General features: G+C 49.6%; 22 protein-coding genes. 19 read left to right on the top strand and 3 right to left on the bottom strand.

Annotated elements, in window-relative coordinates:
* Window positions 1-88 precede the first annotated feature (88 nt).
* Window positions 89-1396 (top strand): serine--tRNA ligase, encoded by a 1308-nt coding sequence (gene serS / locus J0X00_RS21135; protein ID WP_218562949.1) that lies wholly within the window; start codon window positions 89-91, stop codon window positions 1394-1396.
* A gap of 491 nt (window positions 1397-1887) precedes the next feature.
* Complete coding sequence (locus J0X00_RS21130) at window positions 1888-2874, top strand: glycosyl transferase family protein (protein ID WP_218562950.1); 987 nt, start codon at window positions 1888-1890, stop codon at window positions 2872-2874.
* Window positions 2875-3052: 178 nt separating this feature from the next.
* Here J0X00_RS21130 and bioA read toward each other — a convergent pair whose 3' ends face one another.
* Window positions 3053-4333: an adenosylmethionine--8-amino-7-oxononanoate transaminase gene (gene bioA, locus J0X00_RS21125; RefSeq protein WP_282477687.1), complete on the bottom strand. Its 1281-nt coding sequence runs from the start codon at window positions 4331-4333 to the stop codon at window positions 3053-3055.
* 131 nt (window positions 4334-4464) lie between these two features.
* On the opposite strand from bioA, the gene bioB reads away from it, so the two are divergent.
* The 4 genes from bioB to bioD are packed head-to-tail and all read left to right on the top strand — an operon-like array spanning window position 4465 to window position 8150.
* Entirely contained in the window at window positions 4465-5517 is a 1053-nt protein-coding gene (bioB, locus tag J0X00_RS21120; protein ID WP_282477686.1) for a biotin synthase BioB, read from the top strand.
* Entirely contained in the window at window positions 5504-6658 is a 1155-nt protein-coding gene (gene bioF, locus J0X00_RS21115) for an 8-amino-7-oxononanoate synthase (protein ID WP_282477685.1), read from the top strand. The genes bioB and bioF overlap by 14 nt, the downstream gene beginning before the upstream one ends.
* Window positions 6655-7458 carry a malonyl-ACP O-methyltransferase BioC gene (gene bioC / locus J0X00_RS21110; RefSeq protein WP_136484424.1) on the top strand — a complete coding sequence of 268 codons (804 nt, stop codon included), beginning with the start codon at window positions 6655-6657 and terminating at the stop codon, window positions 7456-7458. The genes bioF and bioC overlap by 4 nt, the downstream gene beginning before the upstream one ends.
* Entirely contained in the window at window positions 7455-8150 is a 696-nt protein-coding gene (bioD, locus tag J0X00_RS21105) for a dethiobiotin synthase (protein ID WP_282477684.1), read from the top strand. Before bioC ends, bioD begins: the two co-directional genes overlap by 4 nt.
* A gap of 130 nt (window positions 8151-8280) precedes the next feature.
* Here the strand turns inward: bioD and J0X00_RS21100 are convergent, their stop codons facing one another.
* Window positions 8281-8445, bottom strand: a complete 165-nt coding sequence (locus J0X00_RS21100) for a hypothetical protein (protein WP_168796999.1) — start codon at window positions 8443-8445, stop codon at window positions 8281-8283.
* A gap of 305 nt (window positions 8446-8750) precedes the next feature.
* Between J0X00_RS21100 and htpX the strand changes: the two genes are divergently transcribed.
* The 13 genes from htpX to J0X00_RS21035 all read left to right on the top strand — a co-directional run bounded on the left by htpX (window position 8751) and on the right by J0X00_RS21035 (window position 21956).
* Entirely contained in the window at window positions 8751-9614 is an 864-nt protein-coding gene (htpX, locus tag J0X00_RS21095) for a protease HtpX (protein ID WP_218562954.1), read from the top strand.
* Window positions 9615-10420: 806 nt separating this feature from the next.
* Window positions 10421-11269, top strand: coding sequence for an MIP/aquaporin family protein (locus tag J0X00_RS21090; RefSeq protein ID WP_136484427.1), 849 nt, complete (start codon window positions 10421-10423; stop codon window positions 11267-11269).
* Between the two features lie 80 nt (window positions 11270-11349).
* Window positions 11350-12867, top strand: coding sequence for a glycerol kinase GlpK (glpK, locus tag J0X00_RS21085; RefSeq protein ID WP_136484428.1), 1518 nt, complete (start codon window positions 11350-11352; stop codon window positions 12865-12867).
* A 155-nt stretch (window positions 12868-13022) separates the two neighbouring features.
* On the top strand, window positions 13023-13799 hold the full coding sequence (locus J0X00_RS21080) for a DeoR/GlpR family transcriptional regulator (RefSeq protein ID WP_136484429.1): 777 nt from the start codon (window positions 13023-13025) through the stop codon (window positions 13797-13799).
* A 166-nt stretch (window positions 13800-13965) separates the two neighbouring features.
* A complete protein-coding gene (glpD, locus tag J0X00_RS21075; protein ID WP_282477683.1) occupies window positions 13966-15510 on the top strand; it encodes a glycerol-3-phosphate dehydrogenase in 1545 nt (514 codons plus the stop codon).
* A gap of 381 nt (window positions 15511-15891) precedes the next feature.
* Window positions 15892-16311, top strand: a complete 420-nt coding sequence (locus tag J0X00_RS21070) for a nuclear transport factor 2 family protein (RefSeq protein WP_136484431.1) — start codon at window positions 15892-15894, stop codon at window positions 16309-16311.
* Window positions 16308-17033 carry an SDR family oxidoreductase gene (locus tag J0X00_RS21065; protein ID WP_282477682.1) on the top strand — a complete coding sequence of 242 codons (726 nt, stop codon included), beginning with the start codon at window positions 16308-16310 and terminating at the stop codon, window positions 17031-17033. Before J0X00_RS21070 ends, J0X00_RS21065 begins: the two co-directional genes overlap by 4 nt.
* Window positions 17034-17045: 12 nt before the next feature.
* Window positions 17046-18323 (top strand): NAD(P)/FAD-dependent oxidoreductase, encoded by a 1278-nt coding sequence (locus J0X00_RS21060; RefSeq protein WP_282477681.1) that lies wholly within the window; start codon window positions 17046-17048, stop codon window positions 18321-18323.
* Window positions 18323-19147 (top strand): DUF1365 family protein, encoded by an 825-nt coding sequence (locus tag J0X00_RS21055; RefSeq protein WP_282477680.1) that lies wholly within the window; start codon window positions 18323-18325, stop codon window positions 19145-19147. The genes J0X00_RS21060 and J0X00_RS21055 overlap by 1 nt, the downstream gene beginning before the upstream one ends.
* Window positions 19141-20385, top strand: coding sequence for a cyclopropane-fatty-acyl-phospholipid synthase family protein (locus tag J0X00_RS21050; RefSeq protein ID WP_282477679.1), 1245 nt, complete (start codon window positions 19141-19143; stop codon window positions 20383-20385). Before J0X00_RS21055 ends, J0X00_RS21050 begins: the two co-directional genes overlap by 7 nt.
* Window positions 20382-20936 (top strand): DUF2878 domain-containing protein, encoded by a 555-nt coding sequence (locus tag J0X00_RS21045; RefSeq protein WP_240798162.1) that lies wholly within the window; start codon window positions 20382-20384, stop codon window positions 20934-20936. The genes J0X00_RS21050 and J0X00_RS21045 overlap by 4 nt, the downstream gene beginning before the upstream one ends.
* Entirely contained in the window at window positions 20860-21417 is a 558-nt protein-coding gene (locus J0X00_RS21040) for a chalcone isomerase family protein (RefSeq protein ID WP_282477678.1), read from the top strand. Before J0X00_RS21045 ends, J0X00_RS21040 begins: the two co-directional genes overlap by 77 nt.
* A complete protein-coding gene (locus tag J0X00_RS21035) occupies window positions 21414-21956 on the top strand; it encodes a DUF3833 domain-containing protein (protein ID WP_282477677.1) in 543 nt (180 codons plus the stop codon). The genes J0X00_RS21040 and J0X00_RS21035 overlap by 4 nt, the downstream gene beginning before the upstream one ends.
* Before the next feature lie 170 nt (window positions 21957-22126).
* Here J0X00_RS21035 and purB read toward each other — a convergent pair whose 3' ends face one another.
* Window positions 22127-23497 (bottom strand): adenylosuccinate lyase, encoded by a 1371-nt coding sequence (purB, locus tag J0X00_RS21030; RefSeq protein ID WP_136484438.1) that lies wholly within the window; start codon window positions 23495-23497, stop codon window positions 22127-22129.
* Between the last annotated feature and the right edge of the window lie 16 nt (window positions 23498-23513).

Here is a 23513-nt window from a genome sequence, read left to right as displayed (position 1 = left end):
CTTTGACCCAATAAATTTCAATACGCGTGGCTTTGATTAAAAAGGAAGCACACGCGTTTTTTCGTAACTCAAAAGCATAGGATTAGCAATGCTGGATTCTAAATTACTTCGTACAGAGCTGGATGAAACAGCTGCAAAACTGGCGCGTCGCGGTTTCAAACTCGACGTAGACGCAATTCGTACACTTGAAGAACAACGTAAGTCGATTCAAGTAGAAGTTGAAAATTTACAATCCACGCGTAACTCCATCTCCAAGCAAATCGGTCAGTTAATGTCACAAGGTGACAAAGCCGGTGCCGAGGAAATTAAACAGCAAATCGGTAACCTGGGCGCCGACCTGGATGCGAAGAAAGTCGAACTGGACGCGGTTCAGAACCAACTGGAAGCGATCACGCAAAGTGTGCCTAACCTGCCAGATGATTCAGTACCCGATGGTAAAGATGAGAACGACAACGTTGAAGTGTCTCGTTGGGGTACACCGAAAGAGTATGACTTTGCAGTCAAAGATCATGTTGACCTGGGTGAAATGGGCGACGGTATTGATTTTGCCAGCGCAACCAAGATCACCGGTGCACGTTTTGTGGTGATGAAAGGTCAGTTTGCCCGTCTGCACCGCGCGATTGCGCAGTTCATGCTCGATCTGCATACCGATGAGCACGGTTACACCGAACTGTACGTGCCATACCTGGTCAACGCTGACACGCTGTTTGGTACTGGTCAACTGCCTAAATTCGGTAAAGACCTGTTCCACACAGAGCCTCTGGCAGAAAAAGCCAGTGACGAAGAGCCTCGTCGTCTGTCTCTGATCCCAACGGCTGAAGTCCCGGTAACAAACTTGGTACGTGACACCATTTCAGAAGAAGCTGATCTGCCGCTGAAGATGACGGCACATACCCCATGTTTCCGTTCAGAAGCCGGTTCTTACGGTCGTGACACGCGTGGTTTGATTCGTATGCACCAGTTCGACAAAGTGGAGCTGGTTCAGATCACCAAGCCAGAAGATTCAATGGCGGCACTGGAAGAGCTGACCGGCCACGCAGAGAAAGTCCTGCAACTGCTGGAGCTGCCTTACCGCAAAGTGGTTCTTTGCACCGGTGATATGGGCTTTGGCGCTCGCAAGACTTACGATCTGGAAGTCTGGGTACCGGCGCAGAAAACCTACCGTGAAATCTCTTCGTGCTCAAACATGTGGGATTTCCAGGCGCGTCGTATGCAAGCACGTTTCCGCCGTAAAGGTGAGAAGAAACCTGAGCTGGTTCATACTCTGAACGGTTCGGGTCTGGCAGTCGGCCGTACTATGGTTGCTATCCTGGAGAACTACCAGCAAGCCGACGGCCGTATTGAGATTCCGGCAGTACTGCACAAATACATGGGTGGTCTGACTCACATCGGTTAACCTCCGATTCAGAGATATAAATCAGAAACCGGCATTGAAACTGCCGGTTTTTTTGTACCGAAAAATAGGCGCCGTCACTGAGCCTGAATGATAACTGATAGGGCATGATGCACAAACTGGGTGCGTTGTTCCGAAGGGTTAATTTATAACTCATTGAATTTAATTGTTTTAATTTTTGGTACGTGCTTTGCAACGGTTAAATTGATTAAAGATAACTCGTCCAAGTTAGTACCTAGAACAAAGCGCCCTGTTTTATGCAAAATAGGGCGCTTTTATTTTACTAATCCCGCTATTTTTATGACTTAGCATGCACGGAATACACGGCATGAAGGGAATCCTATGCGATATTCGCACAGCGGATTTGGTCAGCCTTTCGCTGCTAAGCTGTACGATACTGAAAGAGAAAAGAGTGTTATCACTGCTGGCTATTGACCCGTAACGATTACGTGGTAAAACAAAGCGATAAATAACAAAATAACCACGGCCGGACTATGGCTGTGCAGAGGAATGAGGTCGCAATGAGTACGATTCTGGAATGTATTCGCACGGTCGGACGCGGAGAACGCGGGCGTAAGCCGCTGACTTTTGATCAAGCCTATCAGGTGATGGATGAGTATCTGAATGGAGAGGTGGGTGATGACCAGATGGCCATGCTGCTGATGCTGATCCGGGTCCAGAATGAGACCAATGCGGAAATCGGCGGGTTTGTTAAAGCATTCCAGTCAAGAGTGCCAGCGATTGGTGCAGAAATTGACTGGCCATGTTATGCCGGTAAACGCGCTGCGGCGGGAAAACCATGGCATCTGCTGGCGGCCAGAATCATGGCAGATAATGGTCACAAGATCTTAATGCACGGTTACAATGACAAACCCGCATCCCGTGAACATGCCCAGGATTACCTGACCGCTTGCCAAGTACCGCTGGCATCCGATGCAGACCATGCCGAACTCCTGCTGCAAACCGGTAATATCGCCTATTTGCCGCTGAGCGCGTTTGCACCTCAGGCTGAGCTGATGATGAGCTGGAAAAATCGCTATGGTTTGCGTACACCGATCAATACCGTGGTGCGGGCGCTTAATCCTGGTGGTGCTGAGATAGGTCTGCGCGGCAGCTTTCACCCGGGTTTTCAGCAACTGCATGCGGAAGTTGAGCACGTGATTGGTAAGACGGCACATGCTGTCGTGTCGTTTAAAGGGCAATCCGGTGAGTCGGAGTATAATCCGAAAGTGAGCCAGACGGTGTGGCTGAGCCAAACCGACGGTGTGCACAGTTATTACTGGCCTGAACAATACCTGTCTGATATTGCATTACCTGCTGATTGCCCGCTTGGCACTGCGGAAGAGGACAAAGTGCAGATGGCGAATAGCGTGGTTGCCACCATGACTGCAGTGCTGTTTGCCAAAACCCTCGATCGCGAACAAGCCATGGCCACGGCTTACCAGTACTGGCAGCATTATGTGACCCAGCACGCGGTATAATCATTGGCGAATCTGGCAGTAAAGCAGTGCTGCTAATCAGACATCTTTTATCAATGGCCATCGGCGCGTGAGCGCCGGTGGCCATTTGGTATCGCTAACAAATTTGTATCAATAACAAACAGTGCTAAGTCTGAAGACGAGGTTTGTCCTGAAAACGGTCCTTGTGCTGAAAAGCTGGCTACGACTGAAAACATTCCGGGGTCTGTAAGGCCGCTTCTACCGCGTTAAGCAGTTGGTCGAGATGATGAGCTTCACTGATAAATGGTGGCATCATATAGATCAAACGGCCAAACGGGCGAATCCACACTCCATGTTCGACAAATAATGCCTGAATCGCTTCCATGTGCACCGGGTGATGTGTTTCTACCACCCCGATGGCGCCAAGCCAGCGCGTTGCTTTGACTTGCGGATAGTGGTTGAGGAGAGGTAAACGCTCAGCAAAGCATTGCTCAATCTGTTTAACCTGTTGTTGCCAGTGATTTTCTGCAATTAATTCCAGACTCGCAGCCGCGACTGAACATGCCAGCGGATTGCCCATAAACGTTGGACCATGCATAAAGCAGCCGGCCTCACCGCCGCACACTGTATCGGCGACATCTTTGCTGGCCAGGGTGGCCGATAAGGTCATGTAGCCACCTGTCAGCGCTTTACCGACACACAGAATGTCCGCTGCAATGCCTGCGTGTTCGCAGGCAAACAACTTGCCGGTGCGGCCAAATCCGGTCGCAATTTCATCCAGGATCAGCAAGACGCCAAATTCGTCGCACAAGGCGCGCACTTCACGCAGGAACTGCGGGTGATAGATACGCATTCCTCCTGCACCCTGCACGATGGGCTCTAAGATCACTGCGGCTATCTGGTGATGGTTATCGGTGAGCTGTCGACGGAAATCGACGATGTCGTTGTCATCCCACTCTTGCCAAAAACCGCCTCGCGGCGACTCAGCAAACAGATGCTCCGGCAGGAAGCCTTTATACAGACTGTGCATCGAATTGTCCGGATCGGTGACTGACATCGCGGCGAAGGTATCGCCGTGATAGCCGTGGCGCAGAGTGAGAAACTTCGGACGCTGTTCGCCTTTGGCATGCCAGTACTGCAGCGCCATTTTCAGGCTGACTTCAACCGCGACTGAGCCGGAATCAGCCAGAAAAACATGTTGCAGATTATCCGGAGCCAGATCCAGCAGCTTGCGACAGGCATCAATCGCCGGCTGATGGGTAATGCCGCCGAACATGACGTGAGACATCTTATTAATCTGTTGGTGAGCGGCCTGATTAAGGCGCGGATGATTATAACCGTGAATGGCGGACCACCAGGAAGACATGCCGTCTACCAGCTCTGTACCATCCTCAAGATAGAGCGAGACACCGTCGGCATGGGTCACCGGGTAGCAGGTCAGAGGTGTAAGGGTTGAAGTGTAAGGATGCCAGATGTGCTGGCGGTCGAAGGCGAGATCCATAGATAATCCGAACTGAAAATTAGATTAAAAAGTAAACAAGTGTAAACTTGTTGATTTTGTTGTTGTTGACAGTCTAACGCTTGTCGGTAGACTAGCCAACATAAAACTAATAACCCCAACAAGGATTACACGTGGAAACTCGTCATAACTGGACAGTGGCTGAAGTCAACGCCCTGCTTGAAAAACCGTTTATGGACCTGTTGTTTGAGGCACAGCTGGTGCATCGCCAGTTTCACCCCAATAACTATGTTCAGGTCAGCACTCTATTGTCGATAAAAACCGGTGCCTGCCCAGAAGACTGTAAGTATTGTCCGCAAAGTGCTCACTACCGTACTGACGTTGATAAAGAGCGTCTGATGGAAGTGGAACGTGTATTAGACGCCGCGCAAAAAGCGAAAAACTCAGGTTCCACCCGTTTCTGTATGGGCGCGGCGTGGAAGAACCCGAAAGCGCGTGATATGCCATTGCTTAAAGAGATGATCTCAGGCGTGAAAGGCATGGGGCTGGAAACCTGTATGACGCTGGGTATGCTCGATTCTGAACAGGCGAAAGAGCTGGCTGACGCCGGGCTGGATTACTATAACCACAACCTGGACACCTCGCCTGAGTTCTACGGTAACATCATCACCACGCGTACTTATCAGGATCGCCTGGATACCTTGTCCCACGTGCGTGATGCCGGCATGAAAATCTGTTCAGGCGGTATTATCGGCATGGGCGAAAGCACCAATGACCGAGCCGGGCTACTGGTTGAACTGGCTAATCTGCCGGTACACCCGGAAAGTGTGCCGATTAACATGCTGGTTAAAGTCAAAGGCACGCCGTTGGAGACAGCTGAAGATGTGGAGCCGTTTGATTTTGTTCGTCTGATCGCGGTTGCCCGCATCATGATGCCACAGTCGGCAGTGCGCTTGTCAGCCGGTCGCGAGAATATGAATGAGCAGATGCAGGCACTTTGCTTCATGGCTGGAGCTAACTCTATTTTCTATGGTTGCAAGTTACTGACCACACCAAACCCGGCTGAAGACAGCGATATGATGCTGTTCAAAAAGCTGGGCATAAATAGTCAACAAGTGGCTCAAAAGCCAGATGAAATTACTGAAAATGAACTGCTGGACCGCGTGGTAGAGCGTGTGACAGCTCGTCCAACCGCGGATGACATTTTCTACGATGCCAGCGTTTAACTCCAGAATCGAGCAAGCCCTTGCCGCGCGCAAGCAGCAGGGGCTGAGCCGGACTCTGCAGGTGCTGCAGGGCAGCAATAAGGTTCGTTTTGAACAAAACGGCCGCCAGTTTGTCAATTTTTCCAGTAACGATTATCTCGGGCTGGCGGCGGATCCTGAACTGGTCAAAGCCTGGCAGGTTGGTTTGGATAAATATGGCTGTGGCAGCGGTGCATCGCCTTTGGTCACCGGCTTCAACTATGCCCATCAGGCTCTTGAACAAGAGCTGTGTCAGTGGCTCGGTTACGAGCGTGCGGTGCTGTTCGGCTCTGGTTTCAGCGCAAACCAGGCGCTGTTGTTTACCCTGCTCAACAAAGACGATGTTGTCATTCAGGATAAACTGAATCATGCCTCGCTGCTGGAAGCCGGATTACTCAGTGCAGCGACTATGAAGCGCTTTCGTCATAATGATATCAAGCATCTCAACCAACTGCTGAATGCCGATAGCGCCGCTAAGCTGGTCGTCACTGAAGGCGTATTCAGTATGGATGGCGATCAGGCTCCGTTGGCGCAAATTCAGCATAGTATTGAAGGGAAAGCCTGGCTGGCCGTCGATGATGCGCACGGCATTGGGATTCTGGGGCGCAAAGGGGCAGGCAGTTGTGATGCTGCGGGTATAAAAGCGGATATTCTGGTGGCGACCTTCGGTAAAGCGTTTGGTCTGTCCGGTGCCGCGATTTTATGTAACGCTTCGGTCGGGGATTATCTGACCCAGTTTGCCCGTCATCATGTTTACTCTACCGCGATGCCGCCTTCCCAGGCCCACGCCCTGACTCACGCCGCGCAGATGATTCAGTCCCAGCAGTGGCGCCGGGATAAGTTGGTCGCGTTATCCGATACCTATGATGCCATGCTCAAAGATTTGCCTGGCTATATGGCAACTGATACCACCATTAAGCCTTTTGTTCTCGGCAGTGCCGCAAGGACCCTGGATGTTGCTGAGCACATGAAACAGTCCGGGTGCTGGATGACAGCGATTCGCCCGCCAACTGTGCCGCAGGGCAGTGCAAGGCTGCGTATTACGCTGACTGCCAGTCATCAGGTCGCTCATGTCCAGCATATGGCAGAGAGCCTGCTGCGCTGTCTGGAGGAGCAAACATGACAGTCACTATGCTATCGGATTCCTCTTTGAGTACCGACAAAGCCGCGATTGCCGAGGCGTTTGGTAAAGCAGCGGCTCACTATGACCAGCATGCAGCTTTTCAGCGCGATGTCGGTGAACGTTTACTTCGTTTTCTGCCTGCAGACCTGACCGGCTATCAGGTGCTGGATCTGGGGTGTGGCACCGGTTATTTCTCGCTGTTACTGCGTCAGCGTGGCGCTCGTGTCGTGTGTGCAGATTTATCTGCCGGTATGTTGGATACCGCCCGAGAGCGTTGCGGTGATGACAGGATGCGCTACGTGTTGGCGGATGCTGAGCGTCTGCCGTTTGCGGCCCAATCATTCGATGTCGTATTTTCTAGCCTGGCATTGCAGTGGTGTGATGATTTATCACAACCTTTGCGCGAAGTGCGTCGGGTCTTGAAAGCTGACGGCATCGGCTTATTTTCCACTTTACTTGATGGTTCGCTGAGTGAACTTAAATCTGCCTGGGCGAAAATTGATGCACATCAACACGTTAATCATTTCATCACGCTCAATCAGTTAAAAATTGCGTTGGCGCAAGCCCAGTGTTTGCAACATCAAATAGACTTACCGACGATTACAGTCTGGTACGAGTCTGCATTTTCGTTAATGCGCGATTTGAAGGGAATTGGCGCCAATCACGTCAATGGCCGTTCGCGTGGCTTAACCAGCCGACGCGTGCTCACTCAGGTCGAGCAGCACTACCAGTTGTTTGGTAACCATCAAGGTCTTCTGCCTGCAACATATCAGGTTTGTTTAGGGGTAATACATCGATGATAGATGCATTTTTTATTGCGGGTACGGATACCGACGTTGGCAAAACAGTGGCATCCAAAGCCATTTTACAGGCATTATCTGCCAGGGATTTAACGACGATTGGTTATAAGCCAGTAGCCGCCGGTTGTGAGAAAACCGAGCATGGATTTCGTAATTCAGACGCGCTGCACCTGTTGCAGGCTGCGTCGAAGAAAATGGATTACGAAGATATTAATCCTTATGCGCTGGAACTGGCCACTTCGCCTCACATCGCCGCCAAACATGAAAATGTGACGATTGAATATGAAGTTCTCAGCGACAAGCTGGCGAAGCTAAAAGCGAATTCTGACATGGTATTAGTGGAAGGTGCCGGTGGCTGGCGGGTTCCGGTATCAGATTCAGACTATCTGTCTAGCTGGGTTAAGCAAGAGCAGTTACCGGTGGTGCTGGTGGTTGGTATTAAGCTGGGCTGTCTGAGTCACGCGCAACTGACGGCCGAGAGCATCAAAGCCGACGGACTGAACCTGGTGGGATGGGTCGCGAACCGCATCAATCCCGGCACAGAACATTATGCCGATATCATCACCCTGCTGGAGCAGCACATCGACGCGCCTAAGTTGGGTGAGATCCCTTATTTACTCAGCGCTAAACGCCAGGATCTGGGCAAATACATCGATGTGACGCCGTTAGTCGGCGAGCCTGCGCACGCATAGCGGGCCAGTAGGGGATAACTGATTTCCCGGTCGATGACGTGATAGCAAAACAAACGATCAAAAAAGGCTGCCTTGGCAGCCTTTTTCAGTAAAACTTATGTGCATTGCAAGTATGGGTTTGATTCAAACCTTAGTTTTTATTTAAACCCATCAGCGCATAATGCGTGTCAGCGATATTCTGCTGTTTGGCTGAATCAGTACTGATACCCAGCTCTTTTTTGGCTTCTTCTTCAGTTAAGCCTAGGTGACAACAAAGTAAATCAATCGCCATTTGGTAGCTATGCGCTTCAGCCATGATACTTTCCTTTCATTATCGGTTAATCCCTGAACTCCCAAAATGTAGTTTCTTTCCCGGGATCCCTCAATAAGACCAAAGTCTAAAGTTATACTGATCCGACCTGACGCTGAATGGGCATTGAAGACAGACATTAAATGTTGCAATTTACTGCTTAACCTTGAATATCAAATCTTAGACACTATCTATTAGATTAGTCTTTCAGTATTAGTTACGTCTTAAAGTAAAAGAATCAGTCTATAAGCCCTGACTTAAAACAGACAACTAAGGGCGTTATATTTCACATCCTGTGCGGAGAAAAGTAAATGAAGCGAGTGTTATTATTCCTGGCGACCAACCTGGCCGTGGTGCTGGTGTTAAGTGTTGTTTTGAATATTGTGTATGCCTTTACCGGTATGCAGCCAGGCAGTCTGTCTGGTCTGCTGGTTATGGCGGCAGTGTTTGGTTTCGGCGGTGCCTTCATTTCGCTGATGATGTCGAAAGGTATGGCACTGCGCTCTGTGGGCGGAATGGTGATTGAAAACCCGCGTAATGAAATGGAGCACTGGCTGATGCAAACTGTGAGTCGTCAGGCACAGCAAGCGGGTATTGGTATGCCGACAGTGGCGATTTACGACGCGCCGGACATGAATGCATTCGCAACCGGTGCTAAGCGTGATGATTCTCTGGTCGCTGTTTCTACGGGACTGCTACATAACATGACCCGTGATGAAGCCGAAGCGGTACTCGCCCATGAGATAAGCCACATTGCCAACGGTGACATGGTCACCATGACACTGATGCAGGGTGTGGTGAACACCTTCGTTATCTTCCTGTCGCGCTTTGTTGCCAACCTGATCGCATCCCGTGACTCGGAAGAGGGTGAGGGCAGCAACATGATGGTTTATTTTGCGGTCTCTATGGTGCTGGAGCTGGTGTTCGGCTTCCTGGCAAGCTTTATTACGATGTGGTATAGCCGTCATCGTGAATTCCATGCCGATGCTGGTGCCGCGCAACTGGTCGGTAAACAGAAAATGATTGCCGCACTGGAGCGTCTGAAGATGAGCTATGAACCTCAGCTTGAAGGTTCAATGATGGCATTTGGTATTAACGGTAAAAGCACATTAACAGAACTGCTGATGAGTCACCCTCCGTTGGATAAACGAATTGCCGCGCTGCGCAATTCGTAATTCCCCAAGATACCAATGCACCAATAAGCCAATGTGCCGATAAACCCATTGGCCAATAAAACAATCACTCCGGACACGGCCTGCTCTGCCCGGGGGGATGTCAATCCAAGGCCCTGAGTTCACCCTCAGGGCCTTTTGTTTTGCCCTCATAATCCCACTGTCTGTTTCTTCCGGACCTGCTTCTTCTGAGTCATGATCGTTTAACGGAACATTACTTGCGCACAGACAGAACTGTTCTTGTCATGACCGCTTGCTCTATGCTTGCTGCTGCGTTTATTGACAGCGGCTTATTCTGTCCGCGCTTACCTTTATGCGAACTTAAGCTGGTCGGCGATTTTGTTATCGGCTAATTATTGATTTCCCGATTCATTTTAAAATTTTTGTTTATTTTTCGAGCGAACGAACGTTGTGTTGTTAATCATTTGCTATTTATGTTGCCTAACTGTGTTGTTTTTAGTGTTTGTTTAGTGATTTAATTGTCACTTTCGAAAGTTTTATGGATTAAATTATTTTAAAACAATAGGTTATGGTTATTTTTCGGGATAGGTTACGCAATGGCCTGGTGTGTTCAGAGGACTTAATGTGCGAACTTTAGCGCCTTTTCCATGATCTGAGGCAGCAAAGATGCGGGAATAAAGTGATCTATGTAACAAACAAGAAATGAGTTTGTCATTTAGTTATGAGTGAACGCGCATTTTTTGTGTTTCTTTGTTTTCGTATTCGATAATGAATGCATAATTACGCCAGCAACAACACAATTATAACGAGCAACTATAACGAGCCGTGAAAACAAAAGGACGAACATTATGACCACTCTTAAACAACCTAGTTTGCTAGGACAATGTATTGCTGAATTTATTGGCACCGGATTACTGATATTTTTCGGTGTTGGCTGCGTTGCGGCACTGGTTTTAACCGGTGCGCAGTTTGGCCAATGGGAAGTGAGTATTATGTGGGGCTTTGCAGTTGCGATTGCCATCTACTGCACTGCGGGAGTTTCCGGAGCGCATATCAATCCGGCAGTCACAATTGCATTAGCCGTATTTCACGGCTTTGAAAAGGAAAAGGTAATCCCTTATATCGCTGCTCAGTTGTTGGGGGCTTTCAGCGCAGCCGCGCTGGTTTACGCTCTGTTCGGCCCGCTGTTTACCGACTACGAAATTGCCCACAATTTCACCCGAGGTAGTGAAGAGGCTCTGGCTACGGCAGGTATTTTCTCGACTTACCCGAATCCGGCTCTCTCTTTTTCTGGTGCTTTTGCGGTCGAGTTTGTCATTACCGCAGTTTTGATGTTTGTCATTCTGGCGCTGGGTGATGAGCGCAATGGCGCGTCACGTGGCGCAATGAACCCTTTACTGATCGGTATCCTTATTGCGATTATTGGCGGCTCACTTGGCCCGCTGACCGGTTTTGCTATGAACCCGGCGCGTGACTTCGGTCCCAAGCTGTTTGCTTACCTTGCTGGCTGGGATTACGCATTGTCCGGCGCTAAAGATATCCCGTATTTCATCGTGCCGATTGTCGCTACCATTTGTGGTGCGTGTTTTGGCGGATGGCTGTATCCGAAAGTGATCGGTGCACACTTACCTCAGGAAGGCCAGGGTTGCACTATCCCGAATCAATGTGATGAAACGGTGGAAAACGCATCGGCGTAACCACAGACTTATTGATCTGTAAAGTCACCATTAAAACGATTTAAAAATAGAACATAATAGAAAACAAAAGGAATCCTGACATGAGCGACCAAAAATACGTTGTAGCACTCGACCAAGGCACAACCAGCTCACGCACTGTTATTCTCGATCACGACGCTAATATCGTCGCGGTATCACAACGTGAATTTACCCAAATTTATCCGCAGGGTGGCTGGGTTGAACATGATCCGTTGGAGATCTACGCTACCCAAAGTTCAACGCTGACTGAAGTCCTGGCGAAAACCGGTATCAGCAGTGATCAAATCGCCGCTATCGGTATCACCAACCAGCGTGAAACTACTGTGGTGTGGAACAAAGAGACAGGTAAGCCGGTATATAACGCGATTGTGTGGCAATGTCGTCGTACCGCTGACATTTGTGATGAGTTACGTGCTCGTGGTCTGGAGTCTTACGTGCGTGATAATACCGGTCTGGTTCTTGACCCGTATTTTTCCGGTACCAAGGTGAAATGGATTCTGGATAACGTCGAGGGCGCTCGTGAAGATGCTGAAGCGGGTAAACTGCTGTTTGGTACCGTTGATACCTGGCTGGTGTGGAAGATGACCCAGGGCCGCGTTCATATTACTGATTACACTAACGCATCGCGTACTATGCTGTTTAATATCAATGACATGTGCTGGGACCAAAAGATGCTCGATGAGCTGGGTATTCCTGCCTCTATGTTGCCGGAAGTGAAATCATCATCTGAAATCTACGGTAAAACTAACATTGGTGGTAAAGGCGGCACACGTATTCCGATCGCAGGTATTGCCGGTGACCAGCAGGCAGCACTGTACGGTCAGATGTGTGTTGAACCTGGACAGGCGAAAAACACTTACGGTACCGGCTGCTTCCTGTTGATGAATACGGGGACCGAGCGCGTAGCTTCAACCCATGGTTTGTTGACGACTCTGGCTTGTGGCCCGAACGGTGAGCCTAACTATGCACTGGAAGGTGCGGTCTTTATGGGTGGTGCTTCGATTCAGTGGCTGCGTGATGAACTCAAACTGTTTTCGGACGCACACGACTCTGAATACTTTGCCACCAAAGTAGACAGCTCTAACGGCGTTTACGTGGTGCCTGCATTTACCGGCCTTGGCGCACCTTACTGGGATGCACATGCCCGTGGCACCATTGTTGGTCTGACTCGCGGCACCAATACCAACCACATTATCCGCGCCACGCTGGAAGGGATTGCCTACCAGACTCGTGACGTACTGGATGCGATGCAGGCCGACTCAGGTATCCGTCTGGAGACGTTGAAAGTCGACGGTGGTGCGGTGGCAAACAACTTCCTGATGCAGTTCCAGGCTGATGTGTTGGATACTGAAGTACAGCGTCCTGAAGTGACGGAAGTGACTGCACTGGGGGCTGCTTATCTGGCTGGTATCGCGGTAGGTTACTGGAGTGGTATCGAGGAAGTGCGTAATAAAGCGGTTCTGGATCGTACCTTTACACCGCATGAAGACGAAGACAAGCGCGCCCGTCGTTACAAAGGCTGGAAGCGAGCGGTGAAATGTGCTCAGGTTTGGTCAGAATTACGCGATAGTGAAGATTAATCGTCTGATTTATGGACAAACCAACAAAAAAGAGCGCGTAAGAGCGCTCTTTTTTTGCATCAGCTCCTGATTTGGGGCTTCACAACTTCTCATAGGGTTGTAATTGGCGCACAATGCCCTTTATAACAACAAGATCACTATCAGGAGTAGAGTACGTGAAGCAAGTTCCACGACACCAGCAGATTGTCGAGCTGGTTACTAAACATGGTTATGTGAGCACCGAAGAGTTAGTCGAACGTTTTAATGTCAGCCCGCAGACCATTCGTCGTGATCTTAATGAACTCGCCGACGAAAATAAAATCCGCCGTTATCACGGTGGGGCGACGATTCCGTTAAGTTCGGAAAACATCTCTTATAATACGCGTAAATCGATAAATTTCAGCGAAAAAGACATTATTGCTGAGGAGGTCGCCAAGTCAATTCCGGATGGTGCGACACTGTTTATTGATATCGGAACCACACCTGAAGCGGTTGCCCGCGCCCTGAATAAAAACCACAAGCAACTGCGTGTTGTCACCAACAATATGAATGTGGCAACCATCTTGTTACCTAATCCGGAAGTGAGGCTGATTCTGGCGGGTGGCGAAGTACGCAACCGTGACGGCGGCATTGTTGGCGAGGCGACACTGGATTTTATTAAGCAGTTTCGTCTGGACTTCGGTATTCTTGGTATCAGTGGTATAGACCTGGACGGTTCATTACTGGATTTCGACTACCATGAAGTTCGGGTCAAACAGGCGATTATCGAGAACAGTCGCAGCGTACTGCTCGCGGTGGACCATTCTAAATTTGGTCGTAACGCCATGGTGAAACTGGGCAATATTTCCCAAATTCACAGTCTGTTTACCGACCAGCGCCCGCCGGAACAGATTATCAATATCCTTAACGAGCACAACATAACTCTGAGTGTGATCGAAGGTAAGAGCGCGTAAACTCATTTAAGCGCTATTAAAAGCTCATTAGTTAATACTTGTGGGCTTTTTTTGTGGCTGAATCACACAAATCGAGCATAAACGAACATTTTTGGTGACTGAAAACGAAAATGGATCTACCATGAGTCATATTCGTTCGCTCATTAGAATACTAAGGTCAGCAAAAATGAACACAAAGACTCAACATAATAATGACCATCTTCTCGATATGATTATTATCGGTGGAGGTATCAACGGTGCCGGTATCGCAGCGGATGCTGCCGGCAGAGGCCTGTCGGTCGGTCTCTATGAAGCTCAGGATTTTGCCAGCGCGACGTCATCGGCAAGTTCCAAGCTGATTCACGGCGGACTGCGTTATCTGGAGCATTATGAGTTTCGTCTGGTTTCAGAGGCACTGGCCGAACGTGAAGTACTGCTGCGTAAAGCGCCGCATATTTCGATTCCGATGCGATTCCGCCTGCCTCATCGCCCGTTCCTGCGTCCTGCGTGGATGATTCGTTGCGGCCTGTTTCTGTATGACCACCTGGGTAAGCGCACCACACTGCCAGCGAGTCGCAAAATTGATCTGTCTAAATCCGGTTTGCTGAAACCAGAGATGAAGGTCGGTTTTGAATACTCTGACTGCTGGGTTGATGATGCACGTATGGTGCTGCTGAATGTGTTGTCTGCCCAGAATAACGGAGCAGAAGTGGCGAACTACTGTAAGGTTGAGCAAGCGGAACAGAAAAACGGTATCTGGCACGTCACGATTCATAATGTGCTGACCAACACGCGTTTTGAGCGTAAAGCCAAAGTTCTGGTGAATGCGGCAGGGCCTTGGGTCAAGCAGGTGTTTGACGACGGCTTGCATGCCTCGTCACCGCGTAACATTCGTCTGATCAAAGGCTCCCACATCGTAGTGCCAAAAGTTCATCACGAAAATAAAGCTTACATTTTGCAGAATAAAGATGGCCGGATTGTATTTGTTATTCCTTATCTGGGGGATTTTTCCATCATAGGCACCACAGATATGGAGTACAAAGGCGATCCGCGTAAAGTCGAGATCTGCGATGAGGAAGTGGAATACCTGCTCGATATCGTAAACCAGCACTTTGTTAACCAAGTACACAAAGATGATGTCGTATGGACTTACAGTGGTGTGCGTCCGCTGTGTGATGATGAATCAGATTCACCGCAGGCGATCACGCGTGACTACACCCTGGAACTGACCAAAGATGGCGAAGCGCCGATTTTGTCTATTTTTGGTGGCAAGTTGACGACTTACCGTAAACTGGGTGAGTCAGCGATGAAAAAACTGGAGCCGTTTTTCCCGAACATGGGACGTCCATGGACTGCGCACAGCACATTGCCGGGTGGCGATTTCAGCTGTAGCCGGGAAAAACTGGCCATCACCATTCAGCAGCAATATCCGTGGCTAAGTGATAAGCAGGCGTTTCGCTATGTGACTCAATTCGGTATGTACACCCACAAAATGCTGGCGGGTGTTTCTAACGCTGAACAGATGGGGCGCGAGTTTGCGCCAGGTGTATACCAAATCGAAGTGGATTACATGCTGGAGCATGAATTTGTTAAAAACAGTGACGACCTATTATGGCGCCGTACCAAGTTAGGTTTGTATCTCAACCAAGAGCAGCGGGAACAAGTGGCTGAGTACATTGCCGCCAATCTACCGGCTCAGCCAGCCGTCAGTTTATCAGTCGTCAATCATTAACCCGAAGCCATTGATCGGTGATCGTTGACTGGTGAACAAAGTTTCAAGATAAAACCAGATTTCGAAGCAATATCGGAGTCTGGTTTTTTGTCGCTACCGTAAACGTCAATCGGGATGTGCAACGGATTGCCGCACATCTCTGCCCTTGATTTATCCTGCTTTTTACCGTGCTCACTTTTGGGTGCCGTTTTCATTTTGTTACTTATTTATCCTCCAAACTCAGCATCTTACTCAGCGCTTTAGTGATCGGCTTCGCTGCCCCTTGCGTACACCCTAATATAAAAAGTTGTACAAATATTTTTTTGTACAACTTTTGCGAAATGCTCTACAGTAGAGTTGTGTTGTACGAAATTATGTTTTGTATAAGTATTGAGGTCGGTCATGGATGTACAAACGGTTGCGCATTTTTACACTAAGCTCAACAAAAGCACCTTGCATACATTGCAGGATATTTATCATCACGATGTCGTGTTTGAAGATGCGGCACATCGTATCGAAGGCTTTGCGTCTTTGGCTGATTACTTCGATAACCTGTACCGCAATGTTGACCGGTGTGACTTCGTTATCCACGAACAGCATCAGGCCGGGCAGAATGCCTTTCTGACCTGGACCATGCAGCTCCAACATCCCAAATTGGCCGGAGGGCGAATGGTACAAGTGCAGGGCATGAGTCATGTGAAGTTTCATGAAGCGAAGGTGATTTACCACCGCGACTATTTTGATTTAGGTGAGATGTTGTATGAGCAGTTGCCGTTACTCGGCAGCGTTATCCGCTCGATCAAACGGAGGCTGGGGCAATGAGGTCTGTGCTGATTACTGGGGCAACGTCGGGTATTGGTAAAAAACTGGCCGAAGACTATGCACGTCTTGGTTGGCAGGTCATCGCCTGCGGCCGTAATCAGGAGAAGCTGCAGCAACTCTCTTCGCTTTCAACCTCAGTGCACTGTTTGCAATTCGATCTCACCCAGCGTGAGCAGACTCTTGAGGCTTTGTCACAACTGCCTCTTACTCCCACATTATGGATTTTAAATGCCGGTGATTGCGAGTACATCGATGACGGAGTGATGGACGCCAAACTTATGGCGCGTGTGTTTGAGATTAATGTGATTGGTCTCGCCAACGCTATAGAGGGCATCCAGCCTCATCTCAGCGCCGGACACAGGGTGGCCATCGTTGGCTCAATCGCCAGTGAGCTCGCGTTGCCAAGAGCTGAGGCGTATGGCGCTTCGAAAGCAGCCGTCGCCTATTTGGCCAACACACTGCGCCTTGACTGGAGTCAGCGTGAAATCGCGGTATCAACCATCTTTCCCGGCTTTGTCGCCACTCCGCTGACCGATAAAAACACGTTCAATATGCCAATGATAGTGACTGCTGAGCAAGCGTCTCAACGGATTCGTCACGGGCTTGAGCGCGGGCAGGACTGCATTTACTTTCCGCGCCGGTTTACCTGGATAATACGCTGCCTCGGCGTGTTGCCGTATAGCTGGCAACACCGCCTTATCCGTCGTTTTTTCCGTACTTAGAAGGACATTACAATGAAAATAGCCATTGTCGGCACGGGAATTTCTGGCCTGACCTGTGGATACTACCTGCATCAGGAGCATGACATTACACTATTTGAAGCCAACGATTATATCGGCGGACACACGGCGACAGTAGATGTTGAGCTGCAGGGGCAATCTTACTCTGTGGATACCGGATTTATTGTCTACAACGATCGGACCTATCCTAACTTTATCCGCATGATGGATGAAATCGGGGTACAAGGCGTGCCGACTCAAATGAGTTTCAGTGTGCGCAATGATAGTAATGGGCTGGAGTATAACGGCCATACGTTGCGCACCTTGTTTGCCCAGAAGCGCAACTGGTTGCGCCCCAGTTTCTATCGCTTTATCCGGGAAATTGTCCGCTTCAATAAGCTGGCCAAGCAGGCTGAACGGGACGAACAGCAAAGCTTGCAAACCCTCGGGCAGTTCCTGCTCCATCACCGCTTTTCCGACTACTTTTGCCGCAACTACATTTTACCAATGGGGGCTGCTATCTGGTCTTCGTCGCTGGCTGATATGCGCGCTTTTCCGCTGATGTTTTTTCTGCGTTTCTTTCTCAATCACGGATTACTGGATATTACCGACCGGCCGCAATGGTATGTGATTGAAGGCGGCTCCCGTGCCTATATTGAACCATTGACCCGGGGATTCTCTGACCGTATCCGCCTAAATGCGCCGGTAAGTCAAGTGCGACGAACTCTGCAAGGTGTTGAGCTGGAAGTGAATGGTCGGGTTGAGCAGTTTGACACGGTGATATTTGCTTGTCACAGCGATCAGGCTCTGAATATGTTAAATGACCCAAGCCGGAACGAAACAGATATTTTAAGTGCCATGGCTTATCAGGCCAACGAAGTGGTGTTACACACGGACACTGCACTTCTGCCTAAACGCAAAGCGGCATGGGCCTCGTGGAATTACTGGCTGAGCGGGCAGGCAGGAGAAGATCAGCAGTTGCCGTCTCTGACCTATAATATGAACATCCTGCAGCATATTCATTCGCCGCACACTTTTTGCGTGACCCTCAACAGCACGCACTCGATAGAACCGGACAAGGTTCTGCGCAAGTTTGTTTATCACCATCCGGTATTCACCCTGCAGTCTGTTCGGGCGCAGGAGAGAAAGCAGGAAGTGAGTGGCTTGAACAATACCTGGTATTGCGGTGCTTATTGGCACAACGGTTTTCACGAGGATGGGGTGCGCAGCGCACTGGACGTTATCACCCAAATTCAGGCTCAGGCGGCAAGAGATGCGAGAGGAGCAGCGTAATGCAGCAGCAAACAGCGGGCAGCGCTCTAATGGTTGGCCAGGTACGTCATCGCCGGTTTACCCCGGTGACGCACTCACTCAATTATCCGCTGTTTATGCCCTGTATCGACCTTGATGACTGGCCGGCATTGTCTCAGAAAGTGTGGGGATTGGGCGAACGTTGGTGGCACTGGGCTCGGTTTCGCCGTGATGATTATCTCGGTCAGGGGCCGCTGAAACAAGCGGTCCAGGATAAAGTGTACGAGCTGACCGGTGAGCAGTGCGACGGCAAAGTGCTGGCTGTGATTCATCTGCGTTATCTCGGTCTCTATTTCAGTCCTGTTAATTTTTACTATCTTTATGACAGGGGAGGACACTGGCGTTATTTGTTGGCTGAGGTCAGTAACACTCCCTGGAACGAGCGGCATTACTATGCAGTGGCGGCAGACAGCGGCGCCGACGGCGCGAACTGGAAGCACGAGAAAGTGTTTCATGTATCGCCGTTCAATCCCGTTGAACAGGAGTACCAATGGCGGCTGAAGCCGTTGGACCATTCATTAATGGTGCACCTCGAATGTCATCGGGAGCAAAAGGAATTTGATGCCACTCTGGCGCTTAAAGCGCGTCCTTTTACCTCTTCCGGGTTACTAAAGTTGTTGGTACGCACTCCGGCAATGACGGTAAAAGTTGTGTTCGGGATTTATTGGCAGGCGTTCAAGCTGTGGGTGAAAGGCGCACCGACTTATTTACATCCTAAGGATAACTTTCATCCCAAGTATCGCTCACACCCCGAGAGTCGCCAGAGCAAGGCGGATAAAAACAATAAGGAGAATTCTCAATGTTAAATTCCTCATCATTAGAACTACCCAAGACCTTGTCGCAGTGGCAGAAAGGGGCGCGTAGCCTGGCCCTGAAGTCACTTCGTTTTCTGAATAGCGGGTCACTGACCATCGAAGAACACTTCTGTGGGAATACGGTTAATCAGGAGCAGTTTGGCGAATACAAAGCCACAGAGCCTCATGCTGTCATCCGAGTGTCAAATCCGGACTTCTACGCCCGGGTCCTGAAAGGCGGCAGTATCGCCGCCGCAGAAGCCTATATGGACGGCTGGTGGGACAGTCCTGATCTGACGGCGCTGACTGAGCTGATGGCTCGTAACCTCGCCGCGTTGGATAAAATTGAGGCGCAAAGCAGCGTCATAACGCGCGCGGTTAATAAACTTGGGCACTGGCTGAAACGTAACTCGATTGTGCGTGCCAAGCAAAATATCGAGGCCCATTACGATTTGGGTAATGATTTGTACCGCACCTTCCTTGATGAGCGCATGCTGTATTCCAGCGCTCTGTATGTGAATACCTCAGATTCATTGGAGCAGGCACAGGTTCAGAAAATGGATCGCTTATGTCAGCAGCTCAAACTCACAGCCGATGATCAAGTGATTGAAATTGGTACCGGCTGGGGCGCGATGGCGATCTACATGGCGCAAACCTATGGCTGCCACGTGACCACGACGACGATCTCTGAGCAGCAATATGATTACGCTAAACGTAAGATCGAGCAGTTGGGCCTGTCGGAACGTATCACCTTACTTAAGCAGGATTACCGAGTACTGGAAGGCACCTTTGATAAGCTGGTCTCGATCGAGATGATTGAAGCGGTCGGTAAAGCGTATCTGCAATCGTATATGACCCAGTGCCAAAAGCTGCTCAAACCGGGCGGTTTGATGGCGATTCAGGCGATTACTATCGCGGACCAGCGTTACGATTATTACAGTAATAACGTCGATTTTATCCAGAAGTATATTTTCCCTGGTGGCTTCCTGCCGTCGATTACGGCGCTCACCAGCATGGCGACTCGCAGTACGGACTTTGTGGTGCGTGATTTGTTTGATATTGGTCAGGACTATGCACAAACTCTGGCCGACTGGCGGCAGCGGTTTGAGTCGTCTTTAGCTCAGGTTCGTGAGCTGGGGTATGACGAGCGTTTTATCCGCATGTGGCGTTATTACCTGTGCTATTGCGAGGGAGGATTCAAGGCGCAAACCATCAGTACCATTCACCTCACTCTGCAACGAGCCAGATGATGCGTTCATTTCTCCTGGTTTCAGTCTGGTTTGAGCTGATTTGGCTATTGGCCGTCCTGGGTCAGGAGCAGTGGCAGTGGCTGACCACTTTGCTGGTGGTCGTTACGCTACTGTTTTCAGCCTGGCGGCTATCCGTTGCCGTAGGGCGGATATGCGCCGTGGCCGTCACCGGTATAGCGATTGATGTAGCCAATATGCATCTCGGGCTATTTTTCTTTATTAATCCGCATCTTCCGGTGTGGTTAATTGCGCTTTGGTTCATTTTTGTCTGGTTTGCAGCTTTTGCCATCCCGGCATTGAGCCATTTGCCATCCTGGCTCGTAATAATAGCTACGGGCTTAGGTGGCGCGCTAAGTTATTGGGCGGGTTATCGTTTCGGGGCTGTTGGTTTCGGTTTGCCCGTTTTTTATACAGTGTTGGCACTGTTTTTGGAATGGTTAGGTGTGTCTTTGTTACTGATAAAGGTGTTTAGCAATGAAAACGTCAATCGTCACACTTTTCCTGAGCACACTGCTGTGGACCGGCGTAACAGCCAGCGCGGCAGAGGTTAATGGAACACAAAAGCCACAATGGAATGAATGGCCTGTCGTTGGGCAGGCTACTTTGTCCTGGCTGTGGTTAGATATCTATTCTTCCCGGCTGAGAACGCCGGACGGTAAATATCAGCAGCAGGATGATGTGCCTCTTCACCCGCTGGCGTTGGAGATCCGCTATTTGCGTGATATTGAGCGTGAAGACCTGGTCGAGGCCACCCGGGATCAGTGGCAGAAAATGGGCTATTCCAGTGATGAGATTGAGCGTTGGCTCCCGCTGTTAGAGACGATGTTACCGAATGTCCTGTCAGGCGAAAAGCTGGTCTATGTGTCTGACGGACATCGTGGACAGATGATCCACATGTCACTACAGGACAAGTCTCAGATTCTGGGAGAGGTTACAGATACGAAGTTTAACTCAGCCTTTCTTGCCATCTGGTTATCACCCAACACCCAATATCCGAAACTTCGCAGTCAATTAATAGGGATGAACCGATGACATCGACAGCAAAACTCTGGTGGGTAGTCAGAGCCTGGTTACTGATGGCCGCAACCATGTTGGCGGGTTGCTCGGCTGAGCTCAAGGATTATAAAGCGAGTCAGCCGGCTTTCGATTTATTTGGCTATTTTTCCGGTCACACTCAGGCCTGGGGAATGGTACAGGATTATACCGATAAGCAGACCCGGCGCTTTGAGGTTGATATCGTAGGGACTGTCTCTGGTGATGTTTTGACCTTGGTTGAAGACTTTGAGTTTGACGATGGTGAGCAGAGTCAGCGTATCTGGACCATAACTCGCACTGGCGAGGGGATGTATCAGGGGCAAGCCGACGACATCATCGGAGTGGCAACCGGACAGGAAATCGGTAATGCCCTGCAGTGGCAATATGATTTTTTGCTGAAAACCGACGACAGCGAAATTGAGGTGACATTTGATGACTGGATGTATCGTCAGGACGAAACGCGTCTGTTCAATGTCACCACGATACGTAAGTTTGGCATTGAAGTGGGCAAAGTGACTTTGTTTTTTAGTAAATAAAAATTTTTAGTAAATAAAAGTTTTTTAGTAAAGGAAAGCTTTGCAGTAAATCAAAATTTTACAGGCCATCATTTTTTCGGAAATAGAGTCACTTGGTTTTTCAGCACATGATGGTGATTGACCAACAAAAAAGGGTAGCCGAAGCTACCCTTTGACGTATTGGCTTTAGATTAAAGCTTGTCAGTCAGTTCGATTGCGTAACCGATGTAACTGGCTGGCGTCATCTCTTTCAGGCGTGCTTTTTCTTCAGCTGGCAGCTCAAGGCCATCGATGAAGTTACGCATCGCTTCGCCGTCAACACGCTTACCACGAGTCAGCTCTTTAAGCTTCTCGTATGGCTTTTCGATACCGTAACGACGCATAACGGTTTGCACCGGTTCGGCCAGAACTTCCCAGTTCTGATCCAGCTCTTTCAGCAGTGCATCACGGTTAACTTCCAGCTTGCTGATACCTTTCAGAGTCGAAGTGTAAGCGATGATAGCATAACCCACACCTACGCCCAGGTTACGCAGCACAGTTGAATCGGTCAGGTCACGCTGCCAGCGTGAGATTGGCAGTTTTTGCGCCAGGTGGTTGAATACTGCGTTCGCCAGACCCAGGTTACCTTCTGAGTTTTCAAAGTCGATTGGGTTAACTTTGTGCGGCATGGTTGAAGAACCGATTTCGCCGGCGATCGTTTTTTGTTTGAAGTGACCCAGAGCGATGTAGCCCCATACGTCACGATCGAAGTCGATCAGGATGGTGTTGAAACGAGCAACGGCATCAAACAGCTCTGCGATGTAGTCGTGTGGCTCGATTTGCGTAGTGTACGGGTTCCAGGTTACACCCAGAGACTCAGTCACGAACTCTTCGCTGAACTGGTGCCAGTCGATGCTTGGGTAAGCCGACATGTGTGCGTTGTAGTTACCTACAGCACCGTTGATCTTAGCCAGAATTTCAACGTTTTCGATCTGCTTGTACTGACGCTCCATACGGTAAGCGACGTTAGCCATCTCTTTACCCATGGTTGACGGAGAAGCCGGTTGGCCGTGAGTACGAGACAGCAGAGGGATGTCACGGTATTCGTTTGCCAGCTTGCGAATCGCATCGATGATGTTGCGAATCTCAGGCAGGATCACAGTTTCACGCGCTTCGTGCAGCATCAGAGCGTGAGACGTGTTGTTGATATCTTCAGAAGTACATGCGAAGTGGATGAACTCGTTCACCGCGTGCAGTTCAGGAACGCCCGCCACTTTCTCTTTCAGAAAGTACTCAACCGCTTTTACGTCGTGGTTGGTGGTGCGCTCGATTTCTTTGATGCGCGCTGCATCTTCTTCACTGAAGTTTGCCGCGATCTCATCTAGAAACTGGTTTGCTTCCGCACTGAATGCTGGTACTTCTTTGATCGCATCTGTCGCTGCAAGTTTTTGTAACCAACGGATTTCAACGATAGAGCGGTACTTTAGTAGGCCAAACTCGCTAAAGATGCTGCGTAGTGCAATAGTCTTACTTCCGTAACGGCCGTCTACTGGCGAAACAGCAGTCAATGCTGACAGTTCCATGGGGTTCTCCTGAATT

Origin of the sequence: Vibrio sp. ABG19 (assembly GCF_029962385.1) — a bacterium.
GTDB lineage: Bacteria > Pseudomonadota > Gammaproteobacteria > Enterobacterales > Vibrionaceae > Vibrio > Vibrio ostreae.
Note: the sequence above shows the minus strand (reverse complement) of the source record. Positions and strands in the feature narration are given on the sequence as shown.

Bases quoted from the DNA above. Each gene is read 5' to 3' on its own strand.
- bioD (WP_282477684.1), top strand. From the start codon at position 7,455: ATGATAGATGCATTTTTTATTGCGGGTACGGATACCGACGTTGGCAAA.
- J0X00_RS21045 (WP_240798162.1), top strand. From the start codon at position 20,382: ATGATGCGTTCATTTCTCCTGGTTTCAGTCTGGTTTGAGCTGATTTGG.
- J0X00_RS21065 (WP_282477682.1), top strand. From the start codon at position 16,308: ATGAGGTCTGTGCTGATTACTGGGGCAACGTCGGGTATTGGTAAAAAA.
- J0X00_RS21060 (WP_282477681.1), top strand. From the start codon at position 17,046: ATGAAAATAGCCATTGTCGGCACGGGAATTTCTGGCCTGACCTGTGGA.
- glpK (WP_136484428.1), top strand. From the start codon at position 11,350: ATGAGCGACCAAAAATACGTTGTAGCACTCGACCAAGGCACAACCAGC.
- J0X00_RS21130 (WP_218562950.1), top strand. From the start codon at position 1,888: ATGGCTGTGCAGAGGAATGAGGTCGCAATGAGTACGATTCTGGAATGT.
- J0X00_RS21070 (WP_136484431.1), top strand. From the start codon at position 15,892: ATGGATGTACAAACGGTTGCGCATTTTTACACTAAGCTCAACAAAAGC.
- J0X00_RS21100 (WP_168796999.1), bottom strand. From the start codon at position 8,445: ATGGCTGAAGCGCATAGCTACCAAATGGCGATTGATTTACTTTGTTGT.
- serS (WP_218562949.1), top strand. From the start codon at position 89: ATGCTGGATTCTAAATTACTTCGTACAGAGCTGGATGAAACAGCTGCA.
- J0X00_RS21035 (WP_282477677.1), top strand. From the start codon at position 21,414: ATGACATCGACAGCAAAACTCTGGTGGGTAGTCAGAGCCTGGTTACTG.
- J0X00_RS21050 (WP_282477679.1), top strand. From the start codon at position 19,141: ATGTTAAATTCCTCATCATTAGAACTACCCAAGACCTTGTCGCAGTGG.
- J0X00_RS21090 (WP_136484427.1), top strand. From the start codon at position 10,421: ATGACCACTCTTAAACAACCTAGTTTGCTAGGACAATGTATTGCTGAA.
- htpX (WP_218562954.1), top strand. From the start codon at position 8,751: ATGAAGCGAGTGTTATTATTCCTGGCGACCAACCTGGCCGTGGTGCTG.
- bioC (WP_136484424.1), top strand. From the start codon at position 6,655: ATGACAGTCACTATGCTATCGGATTCCTCTTTGAGTACCGACAAAGCC.
- bioA (WP_282477687.1), bottom strand. From the start codon at position 4,333: ATGGATCTCGCCTTCGACCGCCAGCACATCTGGCATCCTTACACTTCA.
- glpD (WP_282477683.1), top strand. From the start codon at position 13,966: ATGAACACAAAGACTCAACATAATAATGACCATCTTCTCGATATGATT.
- J0X00_RS21055 (WP_282477680.1), top strand. From the start codon at position 18,323: ATGCAGCAGCAAACAGCGGGCAGCGCTCTAATGGTTGGCCAGGTACGT.
- J0X00_RS21040 (WP_282477678.1), top strand. From the start codon at position 20,860: ATGAAAACGTCAATCGTCACACTTTTCCTGAGCACACTGCTGTGGACC.
- bioF (WP_282477685.1), top strand. From the start codon at position 5,504: ATGCCAGCGTTTAACTCCAGAATCGAGCAAGCCCTTGCCGCGCGCAAG.
- purB (WP_136484438.1), bottom strand. From the start codon at position 23,497: ATGGAACTGTCAGCATTGACTGCTGTTTCGCCAGTAGACGGCCGTTAC.